Origin of the sequence: Pseudomonas sp. OV226 (assembly GCF_003148705.1) — a bacterium.
Taxonomy (GTDB): Bacteria; Pseudomonadota; Gammaproteobacteria; order Pseudomonadales; family Pseudomonadaceae; genus Aquipseudomonas.
Genome location: NZ_QGGS01000022.1, coordinates 43146 through 63962 on the forward strand (window position 1 = coordinate 43146; position 20817 = coordinate 63962).

The window sequence follows — 20817 nt, forward strand, 5'->3', positions numbered from 1 at the left end:
TGGTTCATTCGATATCCATATTGAATGAACCATCGTCATCGCGGGCAAGCCCGCTCCCACATGGGTCAGGTGTATGACTGAAATTTCTTCATCACACCTAAACCACCTTCAACTCCACCTCAACATGCCCACGGGTCATCCGCGAATACGGGCACATCTGATGCGCCGCCTCAGCCAATTCACGCTTCACCCCCGCCTCCAGCCCGGGAATGTTGACGTTCAGCCGGACCGCCAACTGAAAGTCCCCGGCACTGGTTTTACCCAGATCCACCTCTGCATCCACCGAGGTATCTTCTGGCAATTTGATTTTCATCTTGCCCGCTGCCACCTGTATCGCGCCGATGAAACAGGCCGAATAGCCCAGTGCAAACAGTTGCTCCGGGTTGGTGCCGGGCTTGCCCGAACCGGGGGAGCTGAAGGTGACGTCCAGCTCGCCGTCGCTGGATTTGCCAGTGCCGGTGCGGCCACCGACGGTGTGGGTTTTTGCGGTGTACAGAACGGTTTCCAGTGCAGTACTCATGGCCGTGACTCCTGAAGGGAAGCGACAGAGTAGGCAAGCCTAGCAGTGCAATCCCTGTTCACAGGTGACGTTGGTCGGATGAAAAAAAGGCACTGGGCGATCATCGCCAGTGCCTTTTTTGTGCCTGAATAATCCGTCAGCGCGACAACATAAACGTGTCGTACTCCAGATCTTCCAGTGCAGTGGTCAACCTGTGCAAACCCAGCAATACACAAATCAGCAACGACAAGGTAAAGCCATAACCGAAGAAGCTTGGCCCCAGGTACATGCTGAACAGGGTCAACATGGCGTTCAACACCGCGAACAGCACGCACAACTCCAGCACCACGGTGCGTTTGTCCAGGTAGAAGAACACGTTGAGCAAGGCCATGAACACCACCTGGATGCTCACACCGATCAAGTCGATGTAGAACAGCGGCAGGTAATAACTGGAAATGCCCAGCCACTCCAGCAAGCGCGGCGCGAACAGGAACAACAGCACCGCCGTCAGCCCCTGCACCTTGCAGATTTCCACCAGGCCCTGACGGATCGACAAGGTCATTTCGGTTTTCAGCTGACCGATGTGCTGCAGCGTTTCACCCTCGCGGATCGCCCGAAAAAGTCGGTCGTACCACTCGGCAAAATCGGTCTCGATGCGCACCAGAAACACCGCCATGCCAGGGATGATCGCCAGGTATGCGAGGAAGATCGGCAAGTCGTACAGGATCGAAGCGCGCAGCGGGCCGACAATTTCGCTGGAGGTGCCGGGGTTGAACCAGAACATGAATTTGTCGATCCAGATGCCCAGGTTGTAGAAGAAGCCGGTGGCCAGCAGGCTGAGGAAAACGTTGCGCCGTGCGAGGAAATCGAAGGCGATCAGTTTCTCGGCGCGGTACTCGCGCAGGATGTCGTAGAGGAACAGGAACAGCAGCGTGCTGTGCCCGATCAACAGCGCCAGCAACAAGCCCGGCATTTGCAGAAAGCTGAGTACGTAAGCACTCGCGACCATCAGCGAGTACCCCACCAGCATCACCAGCAGAATGCGGTTATAGGCCTTCATCCCCGAGAGAAAAATGATCACCAGCCACAAGTTGCACAGCACCACAAAGTTGGCCAGGACCAACACGCGGTAAATCAGCGGCTGGTCGAACAGCAAGCCCAGCACGACAATCCCCAGCAGCCCGGCGCCCAGCGTCACCAGCAACAACACGCCCAGCAGGTTGGGCAGAATCTGATCGTACTTGTGTTCAAACAAGCGGTCGGACACGAAGCGGGTGAAGAACAGCTGCAAGCCGCCCGTGAGGATCAACGAGCTGGCCATCAGGTACGTCACCGTCACCAGAAACTGCCCGACCAATGCGTTGGGCAGTAACAAGCCGAGGCTGATGATCCCCACCAACATCACGCTGATGATCGACAACACCCACGGGCCGGAGCTGATCAAGCCGGCGTACACGTAGGCGTGCAAGGTGGCGGTGTAGGAGTCACGCGAAAGGATTTTTCGCAGTTCGAAGCCAATCCCGGCCATTTAACTGTTCTCCATGGCAGCTTGATACAAGTCGCGATAACGCTGCAGCATCAAGGCTTCGGTGTAGTAACGAGTGACCCGCAACAAGCCGCTGGCCTGCGCGGCCTCCCAGCGTTGCGGGCTGCGCAGCAGTTCGAGGATCGCCGCGCAGGTGGCTTGCGGGTCGGCGATGGCCACCACTTTGCCGGCGTGCCCGAGGTCACGGTCCTCGGCGCTGCCGCCTTCGATCAACTCGCGGCACGATCCCACGTCACTGCTGACCACTGGTGTACCGGCGGCCCAGGCTTCGAGGATCACCAGCGGCTGTGCCTCACTGATCGAGGTCAGCACCATCAGGCCGAGTTTGGGCAGGATGTCCTGAATGCGCTGGAAGCCGAGAAAGTGCACCTTGCCTTCCAGCCCGAGACTGGCCATCAGGCTGCGGCATTCGTTGACGTATTCCGGGTCTTCCTCTTCCGGGCCGACGATCCAGCCTTCGGCCTGCGGCATGGCGCTGATCACGCCACGCATCGCCCGCAGAAAGGTTTTTACGTCTTTGATCGGCACTACTCGCCCGATCAGCCCCACCACCGGTGCAATACCCTGCGCACGGGATTCCAGCGCGGCCGTCCAGACCGGCAGGTCGATACCATTGGGAATCACCTGCGTGCGGGCCCCGATGGCGCCGTCCTTGATTTGCCGCTGACGATTACCGTCATAGAGCGCGATGATGTTGTCGGCGCTGTTGTAAGTCAGCTGACCGATGCGCTCGAAAAACCGCACCCACAACGTGCGGATGTACCCCGAACCGGCGTCGAGACTGCGGTTCAACGCCTGACCGGAGCTCTCGGCGATCCAGCTGGCCTGCGCCAGGTCGATCTTGCGTTCCTTGGTGTAGATGCCGTGTTCGCTGAGCAAATAGGTGCAGTTCCAGCGCTGCTTGAGGATGCACCCCAGAAAGCCCGCATAGCCGGTGGAAATCGAGTGCAGCACCCGCGCTTTCGGCATCCGGCGCGAGGCTTCGGCGAGCATCAGCAGTGGCGACTGCATCGAGCGCAGGGTCCAGAAATAATTGACGAAAGAAGGGTCGGCGCAATGCTGACGGTAGCCTTCGCTCAATGCCGACCAACTGGCGCGGCTGCGCAAGACGTCGTCGAGGGTCAAGCGGCCCTGTGCGATGCAGTCGAGCAAGCGTTCACCCAGCTCCGCTTCTGGCGCATCCGGGTGATGCAGGAAACGATACAAATCCTGCAATTGCTGCTCGTCGGCCTCTCGCGGATCGCCAAGGGTGTCGGTCGGATGCGTCGCATCTTCGAGAAACACCTCTTCAATGTGCAGCACGTTCGCCGGCACTTCGTAGCGTCGCGCCGAATACGCCTGACGCTGTCCACCGATGAACATCACCGAGAAGGTCAGCTCCGGCAGCCCCAGAATCATCTGGTGAATCCAGCTGGAAACGCCGCCGCGCACATAAGGCCAGGTGCCTTCGAGCAGCAGGCAAATGTCGGCAACGGGTGCCTGTTCCTTGTGAGTCATGTCCAGCTCCTGACCAATGCGGCGAACGGCGGACGCTGACGGGTTTCCTCGGGAAGGCGCGCCAGCAATCCGGGAATTTCGTGATAGCGACCGGCCTCGAATGCCAGCTCGGCGTGAAAGGGCAGCACCTGCGCCGCGCCCATTCCGTTCTCCTGGGCCTGACGGAGCAGCACTTCGGCGCGCTCGATATCGCCACGTTCCAGGGCGATGCGTCCGGCCAGCAGAAACAGTTCTCCGCCCTCGCCCGCTGCCAGGCCAAGCTCGGCGTGCTCACCCGCTTGAGTCAGCACGTGTTCGAGCACACTGCCTTGCGCCAGCCCCAGATACGCGAGTTCCCAGTACCAGCGCGCCAACCGGCCATGCAGCGAGCCCGCCGCTTTGGCATTGGCGTCAGCCAGTTCACCGAGCGCGATCTGGATGTGCAGGTTGATGTCGCTTTCCTGCTTGTCGAGCATCGAATACGCCAGCAGCCGCACATCGTCACTCGGGTCCGCGAGCGCCAGTTTGAGGATCGGCACGGCTTCTTTGCCGGGCATGCGCCGGGTGGCCAGCAACGCGGCCAGACGCTGATCCGGATCGGGCGCATGACGCAACACGTCCTGCAAACCGCCATCGGCGAAGATCGGCTTGTGCAGTTGCAACTGCGCGCGGTACGGCAGGCTCGGAATACCCACGGCTTTCCAGGCCTGCTTGTCGCGTTTGCGCGGCAGGTACAGCGCCGGGAAAATCGCCGCGACCACGCCCACCGCCCCCAGCACCGGCACAAAAAACGCCAGGCTGAAGATGAACAGCGGGCTCCACGGCAACGGCGAACGGTAACGCGCCGGCAGCAAAAGCCACACCGCCGCGCACAGCATCACGCAGGCCAGACCGTGGCTGAGGGTGAACACCAGCAATTGTTGTAACTCGGGCGCCGCGAGCCACAAACTGGCCCAACTGCCCGCCTCTAACAACAAGGCTCCGCTAAACAGCCACTTGCTGATCATTCAGGCCACACTCGTTGAACAGGAAATTACGCAGCCCGTTGCGTTCGCAGCCAGGCTCCAGGTTGAACGGCAGCACGCGTACGCCAAGGCTTTCCAGGCTACTTTCGACGCCAAAGTGCTCGTGCAGCATCAGGTTGATCCGAGCCAGATAGCCTTCAGTACCTTGCGGGCTGGTCAACGGCAGCAGCACCAGCAGCAATTGATGATCGAGGTTGTTACGCAGCGACAAATGCAGATCGAGGCCGCGCTGACTACGTTCAAGCAGACGCGTCAGCTCATCGTTGTGACGAGTGATTTCGAAGGCAAACAGCCCGGCCGCCAGTTGATGCTGCTCGACATCCACCAGCGATCGCTTGAGTTGCAACGTGAACTGCTGCGCGTCGGCGTCGGCCAGTTGCAAGACTTGCGGGTCGCGGCGCAACAGGTCGGCGATGTGCCCGGCGAGCAACGCCAGCAGGCTCAGGGTGCGATCCTGGAAGGCGAAGAACGGCATCTGCCGCACGGCCAGAATCGCCAGCAGTCGACCTTCGGCATCGATCAGCGGAATGCACGCCTGTAGCGACGAGAATTGCGCCGAGCTGCCGGCATCGATCAGTTCCTGACGCACGCTGACCAGCTCACCGCGCTCCAGGCACAGCTTGACCAGACCGTCCTCGGTGCCCAACGGCCCCATGACGCCGATGGTCGCCAAGGCTTCGGGCAACACATTTTCTTCACGCTCGTCGACGCGGTACAAACCGGCCACGCGCAATGCACCGTACTGGCCGAGCATGGTCACGATCGGATCGGCCAGCGCGAGCAGCGCATCGCCTTCGTTCGGCATCACCCGCAGCTTGTCGCGCAAGCCCAGCAGGGAACTGCGCAAACTCTGATCGCTGCCGGCCACGCGCTGTTCCAGCAGGTCGTGAGAGACCCGCAGAATCTGGTGTGCCCGGGTGAATTCATCGAGGCGATACTGACGGTAATCGTTGGCCATCTGCAGGCGCTGCAAACGTCGCTCCCACAGATCACGCACCTCGCCCACCAGCATGCCGCTGACCAGCACACCGACGATGAACGACGGATCCAGCTCTGTGTAGCCGTCATGCCCGACGTAGCGCAGGGCGAACAGCGCCATCACCAACAGACTGGCGCTGACCAGCCCGCGCACAAAACCGTAACGCACACCCAGCAGCAACGGCGCCAGCACCGGCCAGGGGAAACCGCTGTGCATTTGCAACGGGTCTTGCGGGGTCAGCCACAAGCCCAGGCCGATGGCCGCACCGGTCACCAACAGCGTTTCCAGCCAAGACACCGGGCCGCTGGCACGCGGCGCGAGGCTGTAATCCATATGGGGAGAATTCATTGCATTCACTCGAACTTGAGGGCGCCAACAAGTGTGTCGAGCACCGTTTGCGCGGTGCCGGCCAGGCTTTCACGGGACCAACCGGCGCGGGCGCCGCTTTTGCTCCAAAGCACACGACCGCTGCTGGCTTCGAGCACGCGCAGGCTGATGCCCACCGCTGGCTCGCCGTCCAGACCGTTCTTGTACTGCCACTCTTCAACGCTGCCGGACAGGACGTAATCGAGCTTCTGATCGCGTGCCCAATCGAGCGCGCCGGCCAGGCGTTCGGTGTCATCCATCAAGGCTTGTTCGCCTTGGGTGCTGACCGGGTAAACCCGGGGTTGCAGACCGTGGCTGCTGAGCACGCTGAGCAGAATTTGCTCACTGCGCTCGCCGGCCTGCGGGGTCTGCGAATAGTTGACCATCGGCACCACGCCCCACTTCGCGTTACGCGGCAGATTGGGGCTGGTGTCGCCGGTGAAACTGGCGCAACCGGCGACGAACAGGACGGCCAGAGCCAGGCTCAGATTACGAATTGCTTGCATCGGTATTACTCCTGTAAACAGTTGATGATCAGCGTCCGAAACGCACGCCGTAGCTCACACCCAGTGTTCCGCCCGCCTGACCATCCCCGCCCTGTGGCGCAGATTGGTAACCGAAGGTCAGGGCCAATTCGTCATTGCCCAGCACTTCGACGCCGATCCCGGTGTTGATGCCGTAGTTGAAGGTTTGATCGAACCATTGCCAGCCCGCCGTCACGTCCACCAGCCAGGTGTATTGCGGGCGGGTGCGCACCAATGCGCCCGGCAAACCGCGACGCCAGGAGCTGCCGACATACAGTTGGCCGTAGCGGCTTTGCAGCAGATCGCTGGCCGTGACGACTGAGGGATCATCCGAGTTATCAACGTTTTTCACCGGGCCGCCGTTGGCGCTGGACAAGTCATTGAGCGTGCGGTCATCCACGTTGTTGTGCTGGTAATCGACGCCGCTGCGCAGGGTCCAGTTAGGTCCGGCGAATTCCAGCGTGTGGTTGTATTCCATCTTCAGTGCCTGGCCGTTGCCCAGGGAATCGCCTTCACGGGTGGAGAACGATTTCTGTGCCACTTCCCAACTGAGCTGGTCTCGCGCCGACAACCCGTGACGACCGCCGAGCCATACGCTGTCGTGCTGACCGAAAGCGCGCATCAAACCGCTGTCTTCGCTTTTGCGATGCCAGTCCAGGCCGCTCTCGATTTGATCACTGGCGCCCAACTGCCAGGTCCGGGACAGGCCCAGGCCATTGCGGTCGTCGTCCTTGCGCTGGCTGGTGTCGGCGAACAGTTTGTAGCTGCCGTCCTCGACGAAACGCTGCAAGGTCAGGCCGGCGTTGTTCTCTTCGCCCATGCGCGATTCAATCAACTGATCGCTGTTGTACGTGCCCTGCTCCAGCTCAACGTTGGCGTACCACTGATCGCCAATGTTGTGCCCGACCTGCAAGCGCGGGCCGTTGATTTCCAGGCCGCCGAAATCCTGTTGATGCCAGGACAGCAGCGCGCCTTGCGGAGTGAGCTCCTGGAGTTCCACCGCCTGGCGACGCAGTTGCTCGCGCACGGCGGCCGGTTGATCGTCACCCAATGCGGACTGGCTGAGGTCCAGGGCCTCGCCGAAACGGCCGAGACGACTGAGGGCCTGCGCGCGTTGCGCCGGGTTCAGGTCGTTGCTGGCCAACAGCGTTTCGACGTGCTGCTTGTTGCGGCTGCGCAAGGCCTGCTGAATCTGCTCATAACGCTCGACCTTCAAGCCCTGGCTGCGCGCCCAATCCAGCCATTGGTCTTTCTGCGATTCCTGGTTGGTCGCGTCGAGACGCGCCAGCAACCGTTCGAACCACAATTGCAGCATCGCCGGCGAGCCGTCTTTCCACTGCGACACTTCCTGCGACGCCTTGCCAGGCGAATAACTGCTGGCCATCAGGCGCAACCAGACCGCGTAACGCTGGGACGACGGCTTGATTTCTTCACCCTCGGGGCTGCGCAGTAACTTCAGACGCAAGCGTTGAGCTGCGTCCGTATAACCGGCGCTTTCCAGCGCGTCTGCATAAGCTGCGCGTACCAGCCAATCCTGCGGGCTGGTCTTGAGGTACAGGCGATACCAGGCCAGGGCCTCGCTTTCACGACCGAGCAACTGGCTGGCACTGGCGAACGGCAACCACAGAATCCGGTCTTCCCGCGCCTGCTTGCGCCACTCGGTCAGCAGCGGTTTCAGAGCCGTTGTGTTGCCCTGATCGATGTAGAGCCACATCAGGCGCTCGCGGAACTGGTTGTCATCCGGGTAACGCGACAAGCCCAACAAGTACAAGCGCTGCGCTTCTTCGGGCTGCCCTTGCTGCACCGCCAAGGCGCCCCGAATCGACAGTACCTGAGCCTGCTCGTAGGCGTCCGGGTTTTGCTCGGCGCTCTTGAGCAACGCGGCCACTTGCGGCCAGTCCTGCAAATCCTGGGCTTGCTGCAAGGCTTCGACCAGACGCTGCGGGTCTTGCAGACGATTCCAACTGCCGACCATCATGGTCAGCGCACGCTGGGGATTGCTGGTGCGGTACATCGTGATCAGCTGACTTTCGTCGCCACTGTTGAGCGAGCCTCGCAGCGTGAGCAGTTTTTCCAGCGACGTCTGCAACTCGTTGTCGAGTTCCAGATCCCAGGCCAGCGCCGAGCGCAGGCGCCAATATTCCTCATCGGCGATCTTGCGGTTATCGACCTGCATCACGCCCCACGCCGACTGATTGTCGAACAGCTTCAGGTAGGTGTTGGCCCAATCGACACGCTCGGCAGTGGTCAGTGCAAAACGTTTGGAGTAAGTCTGGTAGACCTCGGTCTTGTGTGCGTACTGCCCGGTGTTCTCCAGGTTTTGCACCAGCCGCGTCCAGGCCAGACGATGCGCCGGGTACTTTTTCAGGTAAGCGCGCAACCACGCTTCGGCTTGCGTCGGTGTGCCGCGCGATTCGTGACCGTAGATCAACGCATCGAGTTCGACGTCGGTCAGCGCACGCTGCTCCATGATCTGGGCAAGCAACGGGATGGCTTGATCAAAGTCAAACTGCTGACTCGCCAGACGCCAGGCGTGCTCGCGTGTTTGCGGGTCTTCGTGCAATGCCAGCACGCGAATCCAGTAGGCCAGCGCCGCCTGACCATCACCACGCCATTCACCCAGGTGCGCCATTTGTTCCAGCAAGGCCGGCTCATCCGGGTGTTCGGCCACGAGCTGTTGACCGCTCTCCCAGGCACCGGCCAGGTCGCCGAGGGCCAGGCGCATGCCAAATTCTTTCCGGAGAATTTGCGGGTTGTCCGGCTGCAAAACACGCCATTGATCAAGGAAGCGCTGCGCCAGATCAAAGCGCTGACTGCCGACGGCGACATCGACGCCCTGCTCCAGCCACGGTGCGTCGGTTTGCGGATCCTTGAGCTGATCCAGTTCATCGGCGAGCACACGCGACGCCTGGTCACCACGACCAGCGGCCAACAGGCTGTTGAACGCCAGTTGTGCATATTCACGACGCTCTGAGGCTTGCTGGCTGTCCTGTTTGAGCAGCAGATAAATGTCGGCTGCGCGCCCTGGCTGCTCACCACCCAGGTACCACTGCGCGGCGGACTTGAGCGCCTCGATGCGCTGCGCCGGATCACGATCGGCGATTTCTTCGTAGACGCTGGCGGCGAAGGCCGGCGCCTGCAACGTCAGGGCAAGCTTGGCCAGGTTCTGCAATTGCGGCAGCGGCAGCATCCGGTGATCGAAGCTTTGCAAGCGCTCGATCAAGGTTTTCTGCGCAACCGGATCCTGCGCCTTCGCCGCTTCCAGTGCGTCCAGTTCAAGCCGGTAATACGCCTGCAACTCCGGCATCGGTGTCGGCCAGTTTTCGAGGTGCTGGCGTGCCTTGGTGTAGTCGCCGAGACGGATCAACAGGTCGACCAATTGCAGTCGCAAGTGATCGTCGTCCGGGTGAGCCGACAACAGCAGTTCGGCGTAATTGGCCGACACCGCGTCCGGCTCGCGACCGTCGGGCTGGAACACTTCTTCGCGCTGGAACGTCAGCCAAAGGATGCCACCCACCGCCACTGCCACCACCGCCAATGTCCACGGATTGAGCAGGCGGCTGCTTTTAGTTGCTGAGGAGTTAGTTGCAGAAGAGCTGACCATGACTCACCTGCTTCATTGGTAATTGAAAAGTCCACAGGCCGGCAGATGCCTTGCCTGCAAAACGTTGTCCATCCACTTCAACCCGGCAGGTGCCCGCCGAGCGTACGGAGAAGGTCAGGTCGACCTGCCCCGCAAACGAAAAGTCCACCTGGTGCTCATCCACATAGCGCCAGTCCACCAACGGCAGATTGGCCTCCTCCAGTGCCGGTCTGTCATCCCGATCAGGGCGCAACACCAGCAACGCATGGTCGCTGCTCAAGGCCACGTAACGGCCTTGCGGCAAGTCGCGAACACCGGCCACGCCTTGCGAACGCATCAGGTCCGGCCAGCCCATTTGAGGGTCCAGTCGCAGGGTGCGCAGTGCGTCCAGCCCACGAATCTGCCAGGCGCCCTCGGCGGTCCGCGCCAGACTGACCTGATACAAGCCGTGCAAACGATCCAGGTAATCGCTCATCCACAGCGACATCGGCTGCTGCGTCTTCATGTAGCCGTAGATGTCGTCCATGGCCTTGATCGAGGCCTGCTTGGTGCTCGAATAGAAGTGGTAATAGAGGTGCAGCCCACGCAAGCGCCGTGGGCTGTCGGTGAGCTCGAAGGTGTCGATCACATCGCGGAAACCGTAATACGGTCCCTTCCACAAATTGGTGTAGAGGTTCTCGTTGATGATCGGTGCGTAGTACTGCAAACCCCCTTCGGTCGGGCGCAGCAGCGGGTTCAAACCGGTCAGCGACGGGTTGGCCTTGGTCAGCATGGTCTCGGCGCCGTTGACGTTTTTCAGACCGGCGTCGTACGCCAGTTTGATCGTGGCGGCAGACGGCAATGCGTCGCCCGGCCAGAACACCATCTTCACCGGTTTTTCCGGGGTGGTGAGGTGCTGGTTGATGTAGTCGCGCGAGCCAAAAATCTCGCGGCGAAAATCGATTTTGTCGTAGCCCGGTATGGCCATTTTCAGGCCGTATTCAGGGTTGAAATTTTCACGCTTCTTGGCCAGTTCAGGTTGCAGAAAAAACGGGTGGCTGAAGGTGTGAGTGGCGACTTCGACTTTCGGGTCGGCGAACAAATCACGGGCAATCGGTTCCAGTTCGCGGGCGAGAAACGGGAACATACCGCGCGGTGAAATCTCACCTTCGATCACCGACACCGAGGTCAGAAACGGATTGGGCCGAATGAAATCGTCGAGCACCTGTTTGCCGGCATACGGCGTGCCGCGCACTTCAGCCCGGGACGGGAAACCATCGCCATCGATGTGCACGGTAGCGATGCGCCGACCGTTTTCGGTGGTGGTGTCCGGACGTGGTTGCACCGGCAGGCGCAAGCTGGCCTGAAGGAAAGCAAACGGATCGAGAATCCAGCGGCTGCGCTCGTTGTTGGTTTCGAGAATGTACGGCGCGAGGGCCAGACCACCCCACTCGCCCACCGCCACCGGCGCAAAGGTCTGGCCATCAGCAGCGGTCAACAGCAGCGCGGCTTTTGGACCTTTGGGTAACAGGGAGATCGCAGTCAGGTCACGGGATCGGGGCTGCACCGGTGCTTCGAACGCTCCAATCAGCGCCTTGTCCTGATAGGTGATGCTCAACGCTTGCGTGCCGATCGGCGCCGCACGATTCAAGCCCAGACGCTTGAGCAGCAGCGGGTCTTGAATCGGCAGGCCGGAAAAAAACACCACCGGCACTTGCTCGTCCAGACGCTTGCCGATCCAGCTGTTGAATGCCGGGGCATCCTGCGGCGGGCCGCTGGTCATCCAGGTAATGACGCCAGCGTACAAACCGCTGAAGCGATATTCCGGCAAGGTGTTGTCGACCGGCAGGTAATCCACGCGATAACCAAGGTATTCGAGCAAGCCACCGAGCAAAGTGTGCCCGGCGTTGCGAATCAGGTCGCCTTCACGCGGGTCGTACAGCAGCGCGACCCGGCGCGGCTGGACTTCGATGTTGCTGACGCCCATCGAGTCCAGTTCAGGCGTGCCGATGTAGGGAATAAACCCCTCTTCGCGCAGACGCGCGGCCAGTTTGCGCGCTTCATCGCGACGCTCCGGCGGCAAGTAGTCGATCGCCACCAGCGGGATGCCTTTGGCACGCAAGGGCTGGATCTGGGTTTCCAGCCATGCTCGGTCGGCTTCAGGCACCGGGCGATAACGCTTGGCGGTCGCATCCCAACCAGCGTGAATCGATTCGACAGCCACAGCCGCTGCGACACCATCAAGCTCGGGCAGCACTTCAAAACCACGGTTGAAAAACAGCTTCAGTGTCGGCTGGCGCTGGTGCAATTCGCGCAGGAAACTGGCGAGCGCCAGACGCTGTGTTTCTCGGTCTGCCTCGGGCTGCAACTGGAAACTGTCGAGGGTGTCGAGGAACAACCCGGCATAGCCTTCGGCCTGCAACGCCTTGGCGCGACCGAACAAATGCTCACGCCAGGCCGGCGCGGCAAGGTTCATCACCTGACTGTCCCAAGCGCCGTTACGCACCGGGCTGATCGCGCCGGCGAGGTGGGCTTTTTCGATGTCGGCCTTGTTGCCGCTGAACTCGCCAATCGACAGATAGGCGAATGGCTGGCTGCCCAAGTCGCGCAGGGTTTTGACGTCGCCTTGGGTCATGTGCCCGGGCTCCACCACCGACCAGTCGAACTGTGCGAGCTCCGGGATCGGCGGCTGATCGGCGTACCAAAACGTCACACTAGAGGGTTGTGGCAAGGCCGCAGCCTGGGCGGCGGGGCCACTCACGATAAGCGCGATGGCAGCCAGCAGCCGTTTAGCGGCCGAGCGGACACGCGTCCTGCGAAAAACGATTTCCATAACGCACTCTTGAATTGACTGAATCGATACCGCGTCAACGTCGAGCCGAGTGACTCGGCCGAATTACAGACTGCGGATAAGCTGCGCTAAACCCTTGCCGATGGTGGTCGGTTCAGGGAGCGTGAAACGCTCGAGCAGGCGAGCGTTGTTGGCGCGCGAGTGGCGAATGTCGCCTTGTCGTGGCGCGTGATGAACCACCTTCAGTGGCGTGCCGACCACACTCCCCAACTCAGTGATCAGGTCGTTGAGACTGGTGGAGCGGCTGAGACCGACGTTGACCGCACCGGGGCTCGGTTCGCTCACTTCCAGGGCCTGGACGAGAATGCTCACCAGGTCCTTAACAAACACGAAATCGCGGGTCTGCCCACCGTCACCGAAAATCGCCACCGATTGCTCGGCCATGGCCAGTTTGGTGAAAATGCTGATCACGCCGGAGTACGGCGAAGACGGGTCTTGGCGTGGCCCGAAAATATTGAAGAAGCGAAAGATCATCGGCTCCAGGCCGTGCTCGCGACGATAGAAATCGAGGTAATACTCGCTGGCCAGTTTGTCGGCAGCGTAGGGTGTGAGCGGGGATTTTGGCGTGTCTTCGTGGATCGCCGTGCCTTCGCCGTTATTGCCGTAAATGGCCGCGCTGGAGGCAAACACCACACGCTTGATCCCGGCTCTCGACATGCTTTCGCAGACGTTGAGGGTGCTGACGAAATTGCTTTGATGCGTGCTGACCGGATCATCCACCGAGGCTTGCACTGAAGCCACTGCCGCCAGGTGCACCACGGCGCTGCAATCGCGCATGGCCTGCTCAACGACAGCGCCATCCGCCGCATCACCGATGACCAGGTTGAGATGGGCATTGTCCATTGGCAAATTATCGACTTTGCCGGTCGACAGATTATCCAGCACGCGAACTTTGTAGCCCTTGCCAAGCAACGCTTCGACAAGGTGCGAACCAATAAATCCCGCCCCGCCAGTCACCAGTATTCGCTCGACAAACATCACATTTCTCCCTGAACAGTAGAGCGGGTTCCGCCGACTTTATGGCGCAAGGCCACCAAAACGCGGCCGATAATGGGAGTTCAGGAGCGCACTGTCAATAGTTTGTCTAATCTGATCAGGCATGAAAAAACGCAGTCGAACACGTCATTAATTTGGCGGCATTTAATAGATTCAAGATGTCATGCTACTGCCAAGAAAGAACGACAGACTCGTCTGAAACGGGGCTCTGCGCCGGTTTCGAGGGGCACATAGGCGACGGCTAGCCCACCCCGACCGCATCACCGCTTATCGACGCAAGCCACTGGACGATGACGGCGTGATTGAGGCTGATCGCTGCGCATCAAGTACCAGAGTCGAATGGCTGATCGAGCCAGTGGCGAATCGATTTCAGCGCCGAATGGACTCCCTGATCTATCCTTTCGTCGTCGGTGTACTCAGGAAAATAAATATGAATTTTTGGCTGGGCGCCATTCTGTTGACCGTGATTTTCACGTCTGCACAGGCCGCCACTGAAGTTGCACCTCGGGTCGAGCAAGTGCCTTTCGACAAGGGGACCGATAGCGCCAGGTTCAATGAGTCCATCAAAGGCCGGCTCACCGCGCAGTACCGCACCACCGCCAAGGCCGGCCAGATACTGACCGTCGACCTCAAGACGTCCAACACATCTGTCTATTTCAATATCAGCGCCAAAGGCGCGGACGCTGCGCTGTTCAACGGCTCGATCATGGGCAACCACTTCATGGGCCCGTTGCCCGTGGATGGCGAATACACGGTTCAGGTGTACCTCATGCGCAACGCCGCACGGCGCAACGAAGTGGCGAATTACAGCCTGTCCATGAACCTCAGCCCCTCCTCGGACAGCGCCCAGCCGTTTGATCAAACACTTGAACTGCAAGGCATTCGATTTCAGGTGAAGGGCGAATGGGTCGACGGCAATCCGGTGGTGCGCATCTCGCCGCAAGGGCTGGAAATCGACAACTCGGCTATCAGCCGACCGCTGACCGGCAACATCGCCCGCGCTGAAGTCGCCGACCTTGACCAGGACGGCTCGCCGGAGATTTACGTCTTCGCCCGATCACCTGGTCGCGGCATGCCGGGGGAGTTGGTGGCGTACGCGGCTAACCGTAAGAAGTCGCTGAGTGAGATTTACCTTCCGCCGGTTAGTGAAAACGCGAAGTGGGCGGAGGGGTATCAAGGGGAGGATGAGTTTGCGGTGGTGGAGAATGCGCTGGTGCGGCGGTTTCCGGTTTATGAGAGTGCGGATGCTGGGGCGGGGAGGACGGGGAAGATGCGGCAGGTTCGGTATCGGTTGGAGGCTGGGGAGGCGGGGTGGGTTTTGAAAGGGGATGAGGGGGTGGAGTATTAAGAAATAATCTGGCATCCCTGAACTTCCATACCCCCAGATACGAAAAAACCGACTTTCGTCGGCTTCCCCCCCGTTCTCCAGATGGTCATGCCACGCCGGAGATATGGGTTAGTTGTTGACGCAGACTTTAAGCAGCTCGACCACCATCGTCAATGCTCATCTGATGTTCACGGAGAGTTGTTGAGGTGCCGAGGTAGAGGACAAGCATTGAGGTAATCGCAGTCAACGGACACGCCTCGTAAGAAATATAGATTGGTGATGTAGCTAGATTTCTTGGGCGCTATCCCAAGCCGTATTTTTGAAAAAAAAGAGACCGATTTCCCTGATGCCAGTCAGTTAAGCAATTTCTGTGGTAACGCAATTTTTGTAGCAGCTGGCGAAGCCTGCGTCCGACTGCGCAGCAGTCGTGAAATCAGGTGACGCGGTGTTTCAGGAAAACCGAAAACGCAGGTATTACGACTGCTGCGCAGTCGGACGCAGGCTTCGCCAGCTGCTACGGATCGCGTTATTGCTTAACTGATCAGCATTGACCGATTTCCCAGCAAAAAAATATGTAGTCCACGCCCTAGGAAACTTCCCGCAACTCGTATCGACTTTCATGAACTGGCGGACACCACGTCCGGCAGATAACCTTGGTTCTTCGCTGTGAACCAGCGAACGGTTTTGACAGGCCGAAAAAGTGGAGATCCAGAAAATAAATGGAGTTCCTTTATGAAAAAAACTAACCCGAACCAACCTGAAGTTCCGACTCTTTCCGAGTCAGAACCCCTCGATTTATCAGACCTATCCAAAACCACCGAACGCACCATCAGCACCCGCCTCCGCAACCCAAAACGCCCCGACCCCATCAGCCACATCTTCACCCTCCTCCCCGACGTCGACACTCCCACCCTGCTGGCCCACGCCTGCGAAACCCTCGCTTCCCTCAACGTCATGACCACCGACCTCGCCTGTGAACTCGAAGGCTCACGTCGCAACGTGGCACTGGCCATTCAGCAACTGAGCGTACTGGCCGAGCTGCTGGTAAACCGCGCACTGGACAACCTCGACCCGCCCGACGGGTTGCCCGAGGTTGCATCCGCCAATCACTGAGTGGTCGTGTTTTTTTACACAATGGAGGGTTTGTCATGGATCGATACATGCCTGTCACCGGCATCGACTGCACCATCGCGTCGTTGCTGATCGACACCCAGGCACCGCTGGACGTGTTGCACGAAACTGCGGCTTACCGAATCCGCACCGCGACTCAATTGCTGGAGAGCATCGCCGTTGGCGAGGGTGTTCACAGTGAACTGGCGCGGGGGTTGGTGACGTCGCTGCGCGATGGCTGCGATTTGCTGGATGTCGTAGGCCGGCGATTGCAGGCGCAGGTTTCGACGATGTAACGGAATGGCTATTGAGTCTGCCTCATTAAAAAAAGCACCTGACGAAAACATCGCAGGTGCTTTTTTTCAGCAAAGTGTTTCTAGTCAACAGGCTCAGCACGCCCCCAGCCTTCTGAGGGCCCTCCCCACGCATTGGCCCGTGCACTCAATGAGCTGACTACAGTGAAAGGCCATTCGGTATTCGCGATTACCCAAACGACAGCATAAATGGCGCTGCCGCTTGTTGAATGGCAGTGACTACATGAGGCGCTCGCTCCCGATGCTGCGGGTAACGATCAAGCACCGCCTCCACCGCCGCCAGCAACTTCTGGACACGCTCCTTCGGCCGCTCGACTTCACACGTCTGTGCAAACTCCAGCACCCCTTGGCGGGAGGCAAATAATGACTTGTTACCTGCCAAATCCAGCGCCAAGACATCTTCCGGGATATAGGCCGTGGTGTTGACGATGTCATAAGCCGGCGCCAGATGCGCATCGCGCTGCGTAGGTTCGGAGTAGAGCAAGCCAAAGTTCTTCAGGTGAGCGTCACCGTTTCCGACGATGCAACTCAAGGCGACGCTATCGAACAGTTGATCAAGTGAAGACTGCAAATGTTTAGCCGGACAAAACAGCCGTACCGCCTTGGCAATTGCCGCGTAACTTTTGCTGTATTTCTGATCGGCCGAAAGCCCCATCAACGCTGCCATGTCCTCGAAGCCAATCGGATTTAACTGATCGTCCCTGTCAAAGCGCCGCATGACAAACAACTGCGCATTATCGGACAGGAAAAATTCCGGGACGGGAATGCCCGCTTCCCTGGCAATGGACATGCAAAGAAATTCATTGATCGCCAGCCCTGGAAACTCTTCCCGACCACTTTTGATTATCAAGTCAGATGTTTTCGAAGTGACTCGTGGCAAATCAGTTTCCTGCTGTTCAGGTACCAACACCTTGGGTTGAACACCGGAAATACCTGCACGCAGAATGTAGCGGTCAAGTAGGTCAGCGAAGATATCTTCAGCTCCGTCCCACGTCAGAATCTCATCGAGCTTTTCACCCGGAAACTGTTGTTCTGCCAGCAAGGTATCGACAGTTTCGGAGCGCACATGAACCCGTCCTATGGGAGAGCTGCTACCGGAAAGGGCGAGTAACAACATCGGATCGACATTGACGGTTTTAGCCAACCGATTACGTAATTGCTCCAGGACATAACCTTCCGGCAAGTTCATCTGAAAAATAGGGTGCAGTTCACGCCGACGGAACTCATCAGGTCTCACTGGCATCGACAAACTGATTGCCATGGGAGGCAATGCATCTTCGTCATAACGAAAGAGGAAATCCTGGCCGCTAGTGAGGATCCTGCCGCTACGACCCTCCGGTGTACTGACGTTCAGAGAGGTCATTTTCATTCGAACATATCCCCAAGTTCTTCCAGCGTCGGCATCGCCGCGGGAATGACCGATAGTTCACAATCCAGTGCGGCTAGAATTCGCGCAAAAGCGATCATTCCGACGGAAACGGTGCCCTTTTCTACCGCGATAACTTTGTATCGTGTCAGCCCGGCGAGTTCGGCAAGCTGGGCTTGCGTCAGTCCACGATTGATACGTTTTTCGCGTATTTGATCGCCAAGGCGAGTGATGATCAGAGAATAGTCCATGTGCAGCTACCGTAACATTTATAACTCAATGTACCGTATACACAACATTCAAGCTAACCCGAATTGCTGACTTATCAAATTCGGCCGCTAATCCGCCTCACTCCAACCCCCACCAATATCCCCAAAACAATCGCCCCCAACGGCACCGCCCCCACCCACGTCATCGTTGGAAACACCAACAAGATCTGCGAGTCATTCCCCCCCAGCATCATCGACGCCCCAATCCCCATCAGCACCCCCGCCAGCAAATGCTTCCCTGCGGCCATCACGTCAAACCGCTGGTAGCTGAAGGTTCGGCGATGCAGCGTGTAGCTGAGCATCCCCAGCAACAGCACGACGAACACGGCCACCCGCCGGCTGGTCAGGGAGCTGTCCCCCGAGTCCCAGAACAGTTGCGAAACGTTGTAGATGAATACGCTCGGGGTCCACAGCGGTTCGAAGGTGTAGAGGGCGCTGGTCAGGGCGCCCAGCAGCATGCTGGACAGGACCAGGTGTTTGTCACCGTGAACGCGGATCAGCAAAAGCAGCACCAGCAGGACGATGCCCAGGGTCAGCCAGTAGTGGCGGCTGGTGATGGTCGGCATTTGCAGGGCTTTGTGTTCGGCGAGCATGTTCAGGTGGTACCAGAGGACGATCCCCAGCACCCAGCCGAAGAGGGTGAAGGCTTTGTTGAGGTTGCCGCTGGCGAGTTTGGTGAGTGTGCCGACGCTGCAACCGTCATTGAGGACCGAGGCGAGACCAAACAACAGCCCGCCCCCGACCAGTGACAGGTAGCCGATTTCAGGAATGAACAGCGGCTGACTGACACCCAGCAATGCGTAGAGCGGCGCCAGTAACAGGCCGAACAAACCGCACGTGATCAACGCCACAAACAACGTCGGCCGCCCCTTGAGCAACTGCCCCGTGGCATTGACCAGGCACATGCCCATGCGCTGGGACACCCAGCCGATCAGGAAGGCCAGCAGCAGCGAAATCAGCAGTGAGAGCACAAACCTCCTTGTTGCCGGGCAGCGAGAAGTCATCAGGGCATGAAGGACAGATTAGTCGCTGCTCAAACACTTCGGATGAGCCTGCAAAGCCCTTCTACACTCAGTTCGAATTCGTCTTTTTATGCCGACCAGAAAAGAGCCCTCATGACGCCCCTCGAAGACCGCTTGAAGCAAGGCAAGGATGCTCGCAAAAGCTGCCCGCGCAGTTCGCAGGCGTCCACCGGGAAAGTAACGCGTGATCCGCTGCCGCTGATCAAGCGGTCCAGTGAAGGCCGGATCAAATCGCTGGTCGAGCTGCGTTATGGGCGCATGCTGGTTTCGCCCTTTACCTTTTATCGCGGTAACGCACTGCTGCAAGCCCACGACTTGGCGGGCACGTCGAACATGGGCCTGATTTCGACGATCTGTGGCGATTGCCACTTGATGAACTTCGGCGGATTTGCCACGCCCGAGCGCAACCTGTTGTTCAGCGTCAACGATTTCGACGAAGTCCATCCCGGCCCCTGGGAATGGGACCTGAAACGTCTGGTGGCGAGTTTCATGGTGGCGGCCCGCGACCTGCGCCACGGTGAGACGGTTGAAGAAACCGTCTGCCGCCAAGTGGTCGGCGCCTACCAACAAACCATGTTCGAGTGCGCCCAACAAGGCTCGCTGGAAAACTGGTACGAGTCCATCAGTTATGACGATCTGCTCAAGCAGGCGAACAAAAGCACGCTGGAGCACGTGGAACGCGCTATCGAAAAAGCCGAACGGCGTACACATGCTGAACTGCTGCCCAAAATCAGCGAGCGCGACGCTCAAGGTCGCCTGATTATTCGCGATGACCTGCCGGAAATTTTCCACCTGCACAAACACACCACACTGCTTGATGCCGAGGATGACTGGTTGCGCCTTGCGGACTGGCGGCCCCTATACGAAACCTTCATGCGTGATTACCGAAACACACTGCAAACCGACCGACGCGAATTGCTCGCTCGGTTTCATGTTCAAGACTTGGCGTTCAAAGTGGTGGGTGTCGGCAGCGTTGGCACGCGTTGCCTGGTGGCATTGCTGACGGATGACCAGGAGTTCCCGCTGTTCCTGCAATTCAAGGAAGCGCGGCGCTCAGTGCTGGCCGATTACGTGAAGGCCAAGTCACGGGTACGCCATGACGGTCAACGGGTGGTCGATGGTCAACGGCTGATGCAATCGGCCAGCGACCTGTTCCTCGGCTGGACCACCGGCCCCAGCGGTCGACACTTTTATGTGCGCCAGTTGCGCGACATGAAAATTTCCGCCGAACTCGAAACCTTCGATGCGGAGACTTTCGCGGCCTATGGGCGAGTCTGCGGCCGCGCCCTCGCCCGTGCGCATGCCAAATCCTCCGGTTATGCGGCACAGATCAGCGGGTATGTCGGCAAGAGCGACGCGCTGGCCGATGCGCTGTTCAAGTATGCAAAAAGCTATACCGAACAGAATGAGCGCGACTACGAACGCTTCCAGCAAGCCTGCCGCAAGGGCCGGTTAACGGCACGTTCAGAAGTGGACTTTGCAGCCGATCATTTGCCATAGGCACTCGCGTGCAGGGGCGTTCATCTAGATGAACTTTTCTTCACCCCTACGCGCCTCGGCAATCGGTACAGTGCACACGCTCATT

The 20817-nt window shown here is 59.2% G+C and carries 16 protein-coding genes; 4 read left to right on the plus strand and 12 right to left on the minus strand.

Annotated elements, in window-relative coordinates:
- Window positions 1-97 precede the first annotated feature (97 nt).
- From C7534_RS25900 to C7534_RS25940, 9 genes are all read right to left on the minus strand, one after another.
- A complete protein-coding gene (locus C7534_RS25900) occupies window positions 98-520 on the minus strand; it encodes an organic hydroperoxide resistance protein (RefSeq protein WP_046031885.1) in 423 nt (140 codons plus the stop codon).
- A 136-nt stretch (window positions 521-656) separates the two neighbouring features.
- On the minus strand, window positions 657-2027 hold the full coding sequence (pelG, locus tag C7534_RS25905; RefSeq protein WP_109787476.1) for an exopolysaccharide Pel transporter PelG: 1371 nt from the start codon (window positions 2025-2027) through the stop codon (window positions 657-659).
- Complete coding sequence (gene pelF, locus C7534_RS25910; RefSeq protein WP_109787477.1) at window positions 2028-3542, minus strand: GT4 family glycosyltransferase PelF; 1515 nt, start codon at window positions 3540-3542, stop codon at window positions 2028-2030.
- A complete protein-coding gene (locus tag C7534_RS25915) occupies window positions 3539-4528 on the minus strand; it encodes a hypothetical protein (RefSeq protein ID WP_046031882.1) in 990 nt (329 codons plus the stop codon). Before C7534_RS25915 ends, pelF begins: the two co-directional genes overlap by 4 nt.
- Window positions 4506-5873, minus strand: coding sequence for a PelD GGDEF domain-containing protein (locus tag C7534_RS25920; protein ID WP_223522694.1), 1368 nt, complete (start codon window positions 5871-5873; stop codon window positions 4506-4508). The genes C7534_RS25915 and C7534_RS25920 overlap by 23 nt, the downstream gene beginning before the upstream one ends.
- A 5-nt stretch (window positions 5874-5878) precedes the next feature.
- Complete coding sequence (locus C7534_RS25925) at window positions 5879-6397, minus strand: hypothetical protein (protein ID WP_046031880.1); 519 nt, start codon at window positions 6395-6397, stop codon at window positions 5879-5881.
- A 28-nt stretch (window positions 6398-6425) separates the two neighbouring features.
- Entirely contained in the window at window positions 6426-10019 is a 3594-nt protein-coding gene (locus C7534_RS25930; protein ID WP_109787479.1) for a tetratricopeptide repeat protein, read from the minus strand.
- Window positions 9997-12810, minus strand: a complete 2814-nt coding sequence (locus C7534_RS25935; protein ID WP_109787480.1) for a bifunctional glycoside hydrolase 114/ polysaccharide deacetylase family protein — start codon at window positions 12808-12810, stop codon at window positions 9997-9999. Before C7534_RS25935 ends, C7534_RS25930 begins: the two co-directional genes overlap by 23 nt.
- Window positions 12811-12873: 63 nt before the next feature.
- Window positions 12874-13806: an NAD-dependent epimerase/dehydratase family protein gene (locus tag C7534_RS25940; protein ID WP_046031877.1), complete on the minus strand. Its 933-nt coding sequence runs from the start codon at window positions 13804-13806 to the stop codon at window positions 12874-12876.
- A 448-nt stretch (window positions 13807-14254) separates the two neighbouring features.
- On the opposite strand from C7534_RS25940, the gene C7534_RS25945 reads away from it, so the two are divergent.
- From C7534_RS25945 to C7534_RS25955, 3 genes are all read left to right on the plus strand, one after another.
- The gene (locus C7534_RS25945) at window positions 14255-15172 is read left to right on the plus strand and encodes a hypothetical protein (RefSeq protein WP_109787481.1); all 918 of its coding nucleotides are present in this window, start codon (window positions 14255-14257) and stop codon (window positions 15170-15172) included.
- A 711-nt stretch (window positions 15173-15883) separates the two neighbouring features.
- Window positions 15884-16264 carry a DUF6124 family protein gene (locus tag C7534_RS25950; RefSeq protein WP_109787482.1) on the plus strand — a complete coding sequence of 127 codons (381 nt, stop codon included), beginning with the start codon at window positions 15884-15886 and terminating at the stop codon, window positions 16262-16264.
- Window positions 16265-16299: 35 nt separating this feature from the next.
- The gene (locus tag C7534_RS25955; protein ID WP_109787483.1) at window positions 16300-16557 is read left to right on the plus strand and encodes a hypothetical protein; all 258 of its coding nucleotides are present in this window, start codon (window positions 16300-16302) and stop codon (window positions 16555-16557) included.
- Between the two features lie 187 nt (window positions 16558-16744).
- Here C7534_RS25955 and C7534_RS25960 read toward each other — a convergent pair whose 3' ends face one another.
- The 3 genes from C7534_RS25960 to C7534_RS25970 form a co-directional block, all read right to left on the minus strand.
- Window positions 16745-17944, minus strand: coding sequence for a type II toxin-antitoxin system HipA family toxin (locus C7534_RS25960; RefSeq protein ID WP_109787484.1), 1200 nt, complete (start codon window positions 17942-17944; stop codon window positions 16745-16747).
- A complete protein-coding gene (locus C7534_RS25965) occupies window positions 17941-18192 on the minus strand; it encodes a helix-turn-helix domain-containing protein (protein ID WP_077430915.1) in 252 nt (83 codons plus the stop codon). The genes C7534_RS25960 and C7534_RS25965 overlap by 4 nt, the downstream gene beginning before the upstream one ends.
- 74 nt (window positions 18193-18266) lie before the next feature.
- Window positions 18267-19181, minus strand: coding sequence for a YeeE/YedE thiosulfate transporter family protein (locus tag C7534_RS25970; RefSeq protein WP_109787485.1), 915 nt, complete (start codon window positions 19179-19181; stop codon window positions 18267-18269).
- 144 nt (window positions 19182-19325) lie between these two features.
- On the opposite strand from C7534_RS25970, the gene C7534_RS25975 reads away from it, so the two are divergent.
- On the plus strand, window positions 19326-20732 hold the full coding sequence (locus tag C7534_RS25975; protein ID WP_046031870.1) for a DUF2252 domain-containing protein: 1407 nt from the start codon (window positions 19326-19328) through the stop codon (window positions 20730-20732).
- Window positions 20733-20817 lie beyond the last annotated feature (85 nt).

Excerpts from the sequence above, each read along its gene's own strand:
- C7534_RS25900 (WP_046031885.1), bottom strand. The coding sequence starts at position 520 with ATGAGTACTGCACTGGAAACCGTTCTGTACACCGCAAAAACCCACACC.
- pelG (WP_109787476.1), bottom strand. The coding sequence starts at position 2,027 with ATGGCCGGGATTGGCTTCGAACTGCGAAAAATCCTTTCGCGTGACTCC.
- pelF (WP_109787477.1), bottom strand. The coding sequence starts at position 3,542 with ATGACTCACAAGGAACAGGCACCCGTTGCCGACATTTGCCTGCTGCTC.
- C7534_RS25915 (WP_046031882.1), bottom strand. The coding sequence starts at position 4,528 with ATGATCAGCAAGTGGCTGTTTAGCGGAGCCTTGTTGTTAGAGGCGGGC.
- C7534_RS25920 (WP_223522694.1), bottom strand. The coding sequence starts at position 5,873 with ATGAATTCTCCCCATATGGATTACAGCCTCGCGCCGCGTGCCAGCGGC.
- C7534_RS25925 (WP_046031880.1), bottom strand. The coding sequence starts at position 6,397 with ATGCAAGCAATTCGTAATCTGAGCCTGGCTCTGGCCGTCCTGTTCGTC.
- C7534_RS25930 (WP_109787479.1), bottom strand. The coding sequence starts at position 10,019 with ATGGTCAGCTCTTCTGCAACTAACTCCTCAGCAACTAAAAGCAGCCGC.
- C7534_RS25935 (WP_109787480.1), bottom strand. The coding sequence starts at position 12,810 with ATGGAAATCGTTTTTCGCAGGACGCGTGTCCGCTCGGCCGCTAAACGG.
- C7534_RS25940 (WP_046031877.1), bottom strand. The coding sequence starts at position 13,806 with ATGTTTGTCGAGCGAATACTGGTGACTGGCGGGGCGGGATTTATTGGT.
- C7534_RS25945 (WP_109787481.1), top strand. The coding sequence starts at position 14,255 with ATGAATTTTTGGCTGGGCGCCATTCTGTTGACCGTGATTTTCACGTCT.
- C7534_RS25950 (WP_109787482.1), top strand. The coding sequence starts at position 15,884 with ATGAAAAAAACTAACCCGAACCAACCTGAAGTTCCGACTCTTTCCGAG.
- C7534_RS25955 (WP_109787483.1), top strand. The coding sequence starts at position 16,300 with ATGGATCGATACATGCCTGTCACCGGCATCGACTGCACCATCGCGTCG.
- C7534_RS25960 (WP_109787484.1), bottom strand. The coding sequence starts at position 17,944 with ATGAAAATGACCTCTCTGAACGTCAGTACACCGGAGGGTCGTAGCGGC.
- C7534_RS25965 (WP_077430915.1), bottom strand. The coding sequence starts at position 18,192 with ATGGACTATTCTCTGATCATCACTCGCCTTGGCGATCAAATACGCGAA.
- C7534_RS25975 (WP_046031870.1), top strand. The coding sequence starts at position 19,326 with ATGACGCCCCTCGAAGACCGCTTGAAGCAAGGCAAGGATGCTCGCAAA.